This window comes from Methanocalculus sp. (assembly GCF_029762515.1).
In the GTDB taxonomy this organism is placed as follows: domain Archaea; phylum Halobacteriota; class Methanomicrobia; order Methanomicrobiales; family Methanocorpusculaceae; genus Methanocalculus.
Window position 1 is genome coordinate 1 of record NZ_JARVGN010000066.1, and the last position, 7,601, is coordinate 7,601.

The following is a 7,601-nucleotide window of genomic DNA, read 5'->3' on the forward strand; positions in this document are numbered from 1 at the left end:
TTAGATTCCCCTTGGTAGATGAGGGATTCCTGTTATGGATATAACCAAATTTGAAAAGTATCTGGCTCTTGTCACAGATCATCCTCTTGTCCTGAGTCCGGCTGAGAGGGCAGGGATTATTCTGACACGAAAAGAACACTGCATCTGTCCAGCCTGTCCGACATACCGTAAATGTGCTGAGAAAGCAGGCGATCGTGCATTCTGCACAATCGGGAAGAGCAGGGAGGGATGCATCACCGATGAGAGTAGTGGATGCAGATGCCCTGATTGTTCCATCTATCGGGACGTCGGGTTTGAGAAGGAATTCTTCTGCACCCGGGGAACCGAACAGCAGCAAAGGATTCTCTCGGTTCTTGAGATGCGCGAAGAGGTCTATTGAGCCTCTTATCCACACCCTTCATCATTTTCATAGATAGAGAGGAGTTCCTGTCCGGCTCTCTTTGACAGGCGCTCTGTGACAATGTCAAGGAGTATTGAGAAGAAGAACGGTGGGATGCAGCCGACACTCTCGCTTCCTGTTCGCATCTGTTCGATCAGGTACTCGAGCTCTGTATCTGTGAGGCGGTTTACGCGGCTTTCAAAATCCTTCTCATCTGTTGAGTAGTGGTTGGCAACCGGTGGGATAATGGATCGGAACTCGGTTCTTGAACCATTGCAGATTAAGTCTTCACATTCGGGTGCAAGTTTTCTCAGTATGTCTATGTCATAGGGTGTCAGTTCACGTGGCATGGATATTCTCTCCCCTTCATCACCGTAATTGCCTGCTGTTTTTCAGTATTGCATCTCTGTTTCCGGTCACAGGATGGTCCTGTATACGCCGTTTCTCATCTGTATGATATGTGTGCCTCCATCATAAAGAGCTCCATATTCGGGTTTCATGGGAGCTGTAAGGATTGCAGTGTGGATGGTTGAAGGATCTCTATTGTCTGCCCTTTCGGCACCATCTGCGATCATCATGATGCCGGTGAAAGCACGGGCAGTGATGTCGTTTGTCTCCTGTCCGGTCTGCCTGACCATGAGGGTGTTGACGCCACGGATTGCCTGGAACTGATTGATACTCTCTCTCTTGTAAACGGATCCGGCAATGATCCCTTCTGAAAAGATCCCTGCTCCCCTGATGAATGATGCCGATTTCCAGGCATCTCCGAGTGTAAAGATCATCTCAGGGGAATACTCTGCTCTCCGTATATAGCTTTGAATCAGAATCGCCTCATCGGGTGAGCTGGCAGAAACAAAAAGGGGGGTATCCGGGCTTTCTCTCATGATTGAATCTATTGCAGAACCTATTCCGGTACTGTTCTCATAGATACTATCGGCTCCAATCTGGTATCCGCGTGATTCTGCGGTTGTGCGGACGATCCCGATGAGGGGATCGTCTGGCTGGCTGGAGAAGAGGACAATTGAACGCTTCTTTCCATCTGCATTTTGCTTTTCATCGAGGATATCATAGCAGAGGCTGATATATGCTTCATTGTCGATCCCGATTACTCTCTCAGGATCTGCGCCTCCACCTGAGATACTTGTTTTTCCATCAGGTGTGGTGGTGATCGTTCCAATAATCTCAGCTCCCTTCGGGATAGCTTCGAAATCATAGAGTACCCCGACGCGAGCGTCAAAGAGAGAAGGAATGCCGTTACTTGTGGCAAGCGGAAGCTCAATGTTCGTCTCTTCATTGATCACCGTGAGTGCGGTATCTGCTCCCTTCTTCACCTCATCAACAAACCAGCCTTCCCCTGAGCCGGTAATGACACGAATATAGACGATCTTACTGGGTGCAGTGATCATCCCGACGGTTTCTGACTCGCCTCTCCGGATCTGGCGGATCTCATACTGATAACCAGCCTCTCTCTTCTCATTGAATTGGATAGTCCCGAGTGCGCCCAAATGGCTCCGGTTCCAGAACCAGCCTGCTATGCACTCCATATCCCCTCCGCATGTTGTGATTGATGTTGAAAGGGTATGCGCCGCATCAAATGATTCAGCTACGATACCTGGCGCCATACTAAATGGCTGTTCATCCATCCCAGAAAAAACGGGATGTGCTGCATTGGTTACCGGGGCAAGGACAAAGACTCCTTCTGCCAGATCAGGAGCCTCCTCCAGCAGTATGACACTACCGCGTTCCCAGACGAGGATGATCGGATGTTCTCCCCGGCTTCTGATTGCAGAGATGATTGCCGGAACCTGCGTCTTACCATAGATGATGAAGATCTCAGGGGGGTTTACCCGGAGTGAGCGCATCAGATCTGAATAATCTTTCTGCTCCTGTGTATACTCGATCAGCCGGAGATTCCGCAGGTTTGGAATGCTTCGTATCTGCTCTGCCATCTCCCTTCCTTCCCCGGTATCCGGGTAAATAAAGGCGATATCAGAGTAATCAGAGATGAATGGAGCGATTGCATCAATCTCTGTTGCTATTGGCGGTGTAAAACTGATCCTGCTTCTGCTTCTCTCCACTCCGGGTTGTATTGGGGCGGCTATTGAAGCAATCGGGATGCCCCATTCCTCGGCATAGGGAGCTGTTGCCAGAACGCAGTCGCTTCCTGATATGATGAGTGCATGAATGGCAATTGTGTTCCTCCGCTCTCTGAGGATCGCCACTGCATGGTCCGGGTCACCGCGTGAATCCTCTATATGGAGGTTAATCGGCTGATCCCGCGGCTGTATCGTTCCCCGGCTGATACCATACTGCTGTGCCATTCCAAGATCCATATCATCCCCGCTCAACGGCAGAATTGCGAGGATGTTCAGTGCCCGGGGTGCGTGTTCCGCCGACTCCACAGGCTCTTCCTCTCCTGCAGGGATTCCGATAAAGGCCATCATGATGTAGATGGCGAGGGCAATTGCGATTACTGTGATGAGCCGTTTCATCTCTCTTCACATCCAATCATGGGCGGTGGGATAGCCGGAATCTTCCAGTACTCATCCTTGATCTACTCCTCTCTCTCAACTCAGTAACGCTTGAATTGCGCTGTTTCGTATGGTGAGCACCTCTTCTGCCGCCATCATTTCCGGTGCCCACGAGGAACGAACAGGCTCTTCCCGGGTGGCAGCTTCGGTTTTGATCACTGCCAGGTACCGCCCTGCAATTGATGAGGGTACAGCCCCACTCCAGGTAAACAGACTGCGATCAATGGCATCAATCTGTTCCTGTAATTGAGGTTCAAGTCCATCAGTTTTGATCCGGTTATGGAGCAGGTTTTGGATCATCCGATACTCTTCCCTATCGGGAAGGTACCGGATGGCGGTGCTTATCGCCTCCATTGCGCTATCATATTCTCCCTGCTGTGCATAAGCCCTGGCAACCCCTGCCCATCCTCCGGGAAACTCCTGGTGAAGTGCGACTGCACGCATATATGCCTCCGCTGCCTTCTTTGGCTGGCCACGGGTTTCATACCAGTATCCGATCTCAGAGAGGATACCGGCACGCGCCTCTTTTGATGTCGTTATCCTGAGCGCTTTTCGGAAGACTGGTACTGCATCGGGGATGCCACATTCTGAGAGCACTTTTGCCAGTATCCTGAGCAGCCGTGCTCTCTCTTCCTGTGGCACAGGCAGGTTCAGGAGATCCCCGGTGACTGTGTTGACAGACTCCGAAATAGATCTCCCTCTCATCCCTTCAAGGAGGACGAGGATGGCATCATATCCCTCATCTTCTCCCCCGCCGGGGATCAATCTGACAAGATTCCCAATCTTCTCCCCCCTGAGCAATCCTGAGATGATTTGTGTTTCGATCTGATCATTCTTGTCAGAGCGTATATCTATGGGTGGTTTATTGGCATACCATGCAGCCCTCGCTCTCCAGAGTCGGGTTTCGGGGCTGTTCTGAATGGAGACCGAGGCATTGAACCAGGTAAGGGCGTCATCGAACTGGAATGCGCCGAAAGCGAGGATGCCGCGGAGAGTAGTATATTCTGCTTCTGCTCCTGCTTCCAGATCGGCGAGGAGGGCAGAATCAAGTGTTCCATCTCCTCTCATTGCCCGGTTCAGGGTATCCAATCGTGCAAAGGCTGCATCGCTGCATTCCTCCTCCCCGATAAGATCTTCAATAAGGGCATATTCGCGATCAAACCATCCCGATCGCCGGCATGATGTGGCTATCTGCATGAGCAGGTGCACCCGCTCTTCACCCTCCCTATCCCGGGCGATCGAGATGAGGCGATCGAAGATGGTATCCCCCTCTGCTGATAAGCCAAGCTTCTCGGCGGCTTCACAGAGGTAGATCAGCTCATCCTGAAATGATCGGGCGTCTTCCCCTCTCTCACGGGCGGCTTCGAGTGCAGACTGGAACTCTGAGAATGCACGTTCATGCTCACCGATGTTCCGGGATAGAAGTCCCATCTCACGGTAACTGAGCTGTCTGATTTTTTGCTCCTCTGCACGGCTGCATGCAAGGGAATACAGGCTCCGTGCAGCAACAATTTGATGTGTTGCAGCACAATGCCGTGCTCCAACAAGCAATGCCTCTGCAGACGGCTCGAAGATCATCAGCGCAGAGATGAGCGGCTCCCACCCATCTTCCGGATATCGCCTGTTCAGAATGGAGAGCCTCTCTTCATAAGATAATATGAGGAAGGAGTGGCAGGCTATGGAAGTAATGGCGTCTGTGATTCTTCCAGGGAATGATGGATCTTCGGGATCTATTATGTTGACACCAGCGTCCGCCTCATCTCTGAAGGAGGTTATGATTGCCTGATCCATCGGGTGGAGGAGTTTTGGCCTTTCAGGAGGTGAGGTCTGGAGTGCAGTTGGGAATGAAATTGTCTGATACAACAATCCGGCTCTCTTCGTCTGCCAGTAGTGAAGCGGAAGGCCGGTCTCCTCTGCAAAGAGCATGCAGATGGCATCCGGGTTCTGTTCCATCATTCGTAGACGGAGAAGGCCCTCTTCTCTGTTCTCTTCTGATCCAGTGAGGAGACGGGTGATGGTCCGGCGCAGCATCTCAGATAATATTTCATCTGAAGAGATTCTGATGCAGATACTCCATCGGAATGCGGGATCGGTCTCCACCCTCCTGAGGAAGATGGTCTGAAGCAGGATCTCCCCAAACAGTGACTCAGCCTCATCCGGCTTTTTCGATCTGATCTCCTCTTGTATCACAAAATAATCCGGGAATACCTCTCCAATGCCTCCGGCCTGTTCCATGTATCAGAGTTAGTTATACAGCTATATCACTCTCTCCACCAGATGGGTGAAGAAATAGTTCAGAAAAAAGTATCTGAGGGGATTATGCCGTCTTCACTCAGACTGATGATATGGAGGACAGTCTGCTGCATCCTGACGCAGACAGCCAAGCACACGGATGGTCTTTCCATAGACGAGTGCATCGGCAACTTTTCTCCGTGCTTCATGGAGATCACGCCAGAGGGTCTTTCGTGAGATGCCAAGGGTAGCGGCTGCAGCCTCCTGTTCGAGGCCAACGAGATCGACAAGCCTCAACACCTCCAGCTCTTCCGGCAGCAGGAGGATCTGCTCTTCCTGGATTGTCTGGTCTCCGCAGAGGGGTGCAAAACATCTGAATTGCCCCTCATCATCGATCATCCGGGCAACCCGTGGCCGTCCACGCCGCTTTCCGCAGCATCCTCTTCTGTCCTGTTCTGGTGTCATGGCATATCAAGTTTGAATCTAATCTGTTCCCAGACTCCGGAGATGGCTTTCGATGCCGGACTATCGGCTCTTGTGATCGGGATGCCCTGCCTGACCGCTTTGACAACAGCAGCGTCAAAGGGAATTTTCCCAACAATTCCGATTCCCTCTTCGTCTGCATATGACTCGATCTCGCGGGTGATCTCATCAAGGAGGTCAAACCGGTTAATCAGCAGGAGGATGGATAGGTTAAACCGGCGGCAGACGGTCACCAGGCGTTTGCAGTCATGGAGGGCGGAAACGCTCGGCTCAGTGACGATCAGTACTGCATTCATCCCGCTGATCGTGGAGATAAGGGGACAGCCGATCCCTGGTGGGCCGTCGACGAGGAGTACCTCGGCAGATGGATCGATAGTGAGTGCCCTTTTCTTTACTTCATGGACGAGGAGTCCGGATGTGCCTGATCCGGGGAAGAGCCGGGCATGGACGAGCGGTCCATATGCTGTTGAAGAGGTGTAGATCTCGCCGCAGACCCTCCTTTCCATCACCGCAGCACCTTCCGGACAGACGAAACAGCAGAGGCCGCACCCCTCGCAATGGAGGGGGCTCACTTCTGCCCGATCGTCGTCCATTTTGATAGCGCCGAAGGCACAGGTGTTGACACAGACTCCACATCCCAAACAGCGATCGGGATCGATTCGTGCAACATCAAGACCGGCAAACGGCTCAGTGGTGAGCCGTGTGGGTGAGAGGAGGAGTTCGAGGTTGGCTGCATCAACATCGCAGTCTGCCAGCACCTGTTTTCGGGTATTGGTATCTGCGAGTGCACAGGTGACCATCGTCTTCCCTGTTCCCCCTTTCCCACTGATCACTGCAATCCTGATCATTGTAATCCCTTCCCCACCCTTTTCACCGAATTGAAGAGTTCGATGAACCGCTCTCTCCACTCCGGAAGTTCGCGTGCGATAAGGTTGCCTTTGTTCTGGATGGCAGCTATTGTCCGGTCAAATGGTATTGTCATAAGGACTGGAAGTGAATGTTCTGCGCAGAAATCCCTGACAATACCATCATCTCCATCACTGCGGTTTATCACAACACCGGAAGGAATCCCAAGCTCCTTTGTAACACCTAACGCAAGTGTGAGATCATGGATGCCAAACGGAGTTGGTTCGGTGACAAATATGCAAAAATCCACGCCATCAAGTGTTTCGATCACAGGGCATGCAATTCCCGGTGAAGCATCGTAGAGGATGAGCGGATGTCCTTCTGCCTGATCTTTTGCCATCCTGATAACAGGTGGCGCCTGTACTTCTCCTTCCTGTAATACGCCGGTAATCAGGGTGAGTCCAGATGTGGGTTTTCGTATCTGTACGATTCCAATCTGCCTCCCAATTTCATTGATGGCTCCAACCGGACAGACAATCTCACATCCTCCGCACGAGTGGCAGAGCTCGGGAAGAAAGAGGTGGCGATCCTTGAAGATGGTCAGCGCACCATAGCGGCAGAACTCACCGCATGCTCCACAGTGTGTGCATCGTGTTGTATCAATTTCAGGGATCTGTACCATTACCGGCAGATCCTCTGATGGTGAAGGAAAGAAGAGGTGGAGGTTCGGCTCCTCAACATCGCAGTCGACAACGGCTAAGGGTTGCCTCTCTGCAAGTGAAAAGGCAAGATTGGCCACCACTGTGCTCTTACCGGTTCCTCCTTTTCCGCTTGCAATTGCGATCTTCATAAGCAAAGGATCAGGAGATTGAGGGGAGATTTCCTGCAAGAAATGCCTTCACTGCATCAGCAACCGTGCCGCCGCCGCGGTAGGAATAAGCTTTAATCCCACTCGCTACAAGCGCCTCAGCGGCATTGCCCCCCATCTGCCCGGTTATGAGATACTGTGCTCCATGATCGACTACAATTGAAACTGCCCGTGGACCAACGCCGCCAGAAGCCTCTGCAAAAGCATTTGGAACCGATTCAACTGCACCTGTCTTCAGGTTAAGAATGATGAAGTATGGAGC

8 protein-coding genes are annotated in these 7,601 nt (G+C 51.9%); 1 reads left to right on the plus strand and 7 read right to left on the minus strand.

Annotation, left to right across the window (positions count from 1 at the left end; all coding sequences use genetic code 11):
• The first annotated feature begins 34 nt into the window (after window positions 1-34).
• The gene (locus QCH34_RS03595; protein ID WP_300330225.1) at window positions 35-379 is read left to right on the plus strand and encodes a DUF2769 domain-containing protein; all 345 of its coding nucleotides are present in this window, start codon (window positions 35-37) and stop codon (window positions 377-379) included.
• Window positions 380-384: 5 nt separating this feature from the next.
• Here QCH34_RS03595 and QCH34_RS03600 read toward each other — a convergent pair whose 3' ends face one another.
• The 7 genes from QCH34_RS03600 to QCH34_RS03630 form a co-directional block, all read right to left on the minus strand.
• Window positions 385-729 carry a hypothetical protein gene (locus tag QCH34_RS03600; protein ID WP_300330228.1) on the minus strand — a complete coding sequence of 115 codons (345 nt, stop codon included), beginning with the start codon at window positions 727-729 and terminating at the stop codon, window positions 385-387.
• A gap of 66 nt (window positions 730-795) precedes the next feature.
• A complete protein-coding gene (locus QCH34_RS03605; RefSeq protein WP_300330232.1) occupies window positions 796-2,871 on the minus strand; it encodes an ABC transporter substrate-binding protein in 2,076 nt (691 codons plus the stop codon).
• Between the two features lie 75 nt (window positions 2,872-2,946).
• The gene (locus QCH34_RS03610) at window positions 2,947-5,145 is read right to left on the minus strand and encodes a tetratricopeptide repeat protein (protein ID WP_300330235.1); all 2,199 of its coding nucleotides are present in this window, start codon (window positions 5,143-5,145) and stop codon (window positions 2,947-2,949) included.
• Between the two features lie 93 nt (window positions 5,146-5,238).
• Window positions 5,239-5,607 (minus strand): DUF134 domain-containing protein, encoded by a 369-nt coding sequence (locus tag QCH34_RS03615; protein ID WP_300330239.1) that lies wholly within the window; start codon window positions 5,605-5,607, stop codon window positions 5,239-5,241.
• Window positions 5,604-6,473: an ATP-binding protein gene (locus QCH34_RS03620; protein ID WP_300330245.1), complete on the minus strand. Its 870-nt coding sequence runs from the start codon at window positions 6,471-6,473 to the stop codon at window positions 5,604-5,606. The genes QCH34_RS03615 and QCH34_RS03620 overlap by 4 nt, the downstream gene beginning before the upstream one ends.
• Complete coding sequence (locus QCH34_RS03625; protein ID WP_300330248.1) at window positions 6,470-7,321, minus strand: ATP-binding protein; 852 nt, start codon at window positions 7,319-7,321, stop codon at window positions 6,470-6,472. The genes QCH34_RS03620 and QCH34_RS03625 overlap by 4 nt, the downstream gene beginning before the upstream one ends.
• Before the next feature lie 10 nt (window positions 7,322-7,331).
• Window positions 7,332-7,601: NifB/NifX family molybdenum-iron cluster-binding protein (locus tag QCH34_RS03630; protein WP_300330250.1), on the minus strand; the 270-nt coding region annotated here is incomplete at its 5' end.

Excerpts from the sequence above, each read along its gene's own strand:
- QCH34_RS03595 (WP_300330225.1), top strand. The coding sequence starts at position 35 with ATGGATATAACCAAATTTGAAAAGTATCTGGCTCTTGTCACAGATCAT.
- QCH34_RS03620 (WP_300330245.1), bottom strand. The coding sequence starts at position 6,473 with ATGATCAGGATTGCAGTGATCAGTGGGAAAGGGGGAACAGGGAAGACG.
- QCH34_RS03615 (WP_300330239.1), bottom strand. The coding sequence starts at position 5,607 with ATGACACCAGAACAGGACAGAAGAGGATGCTGCGGAAAGCGGCGTGGA.
- QCH34_RS03605 (WP_300330232.1), bottom strand. The coding sequence starts at position 2,871 with ATGAAACGGCTCATCACAGTAATCGCAATTGCCCTCGCCATCTACATC.
- QCH34_RS03610 (WP_300330235.1), bottom strand. The coding sequence starts at position 5,145 with ATGGAACAGGCCGGAGGCATTGGAGAGGTATTCCCGGATTATTTTGTG.
- QCH34_RS03625 (WP_300330248.1), bottom strand. The coding sequence starts at position 7,321 with ATGAAGATCGCAATTGCAAGCGGAAAAGGAGGAACCGGTAAGAGCACA.
- QCH34_RS03600 (WP_300330228.1), bottom strand. The coding sequence starts at position 729 with ATGCCACGTGAACTGACACCCTATGACATAGACATACTGAGAAAACTT.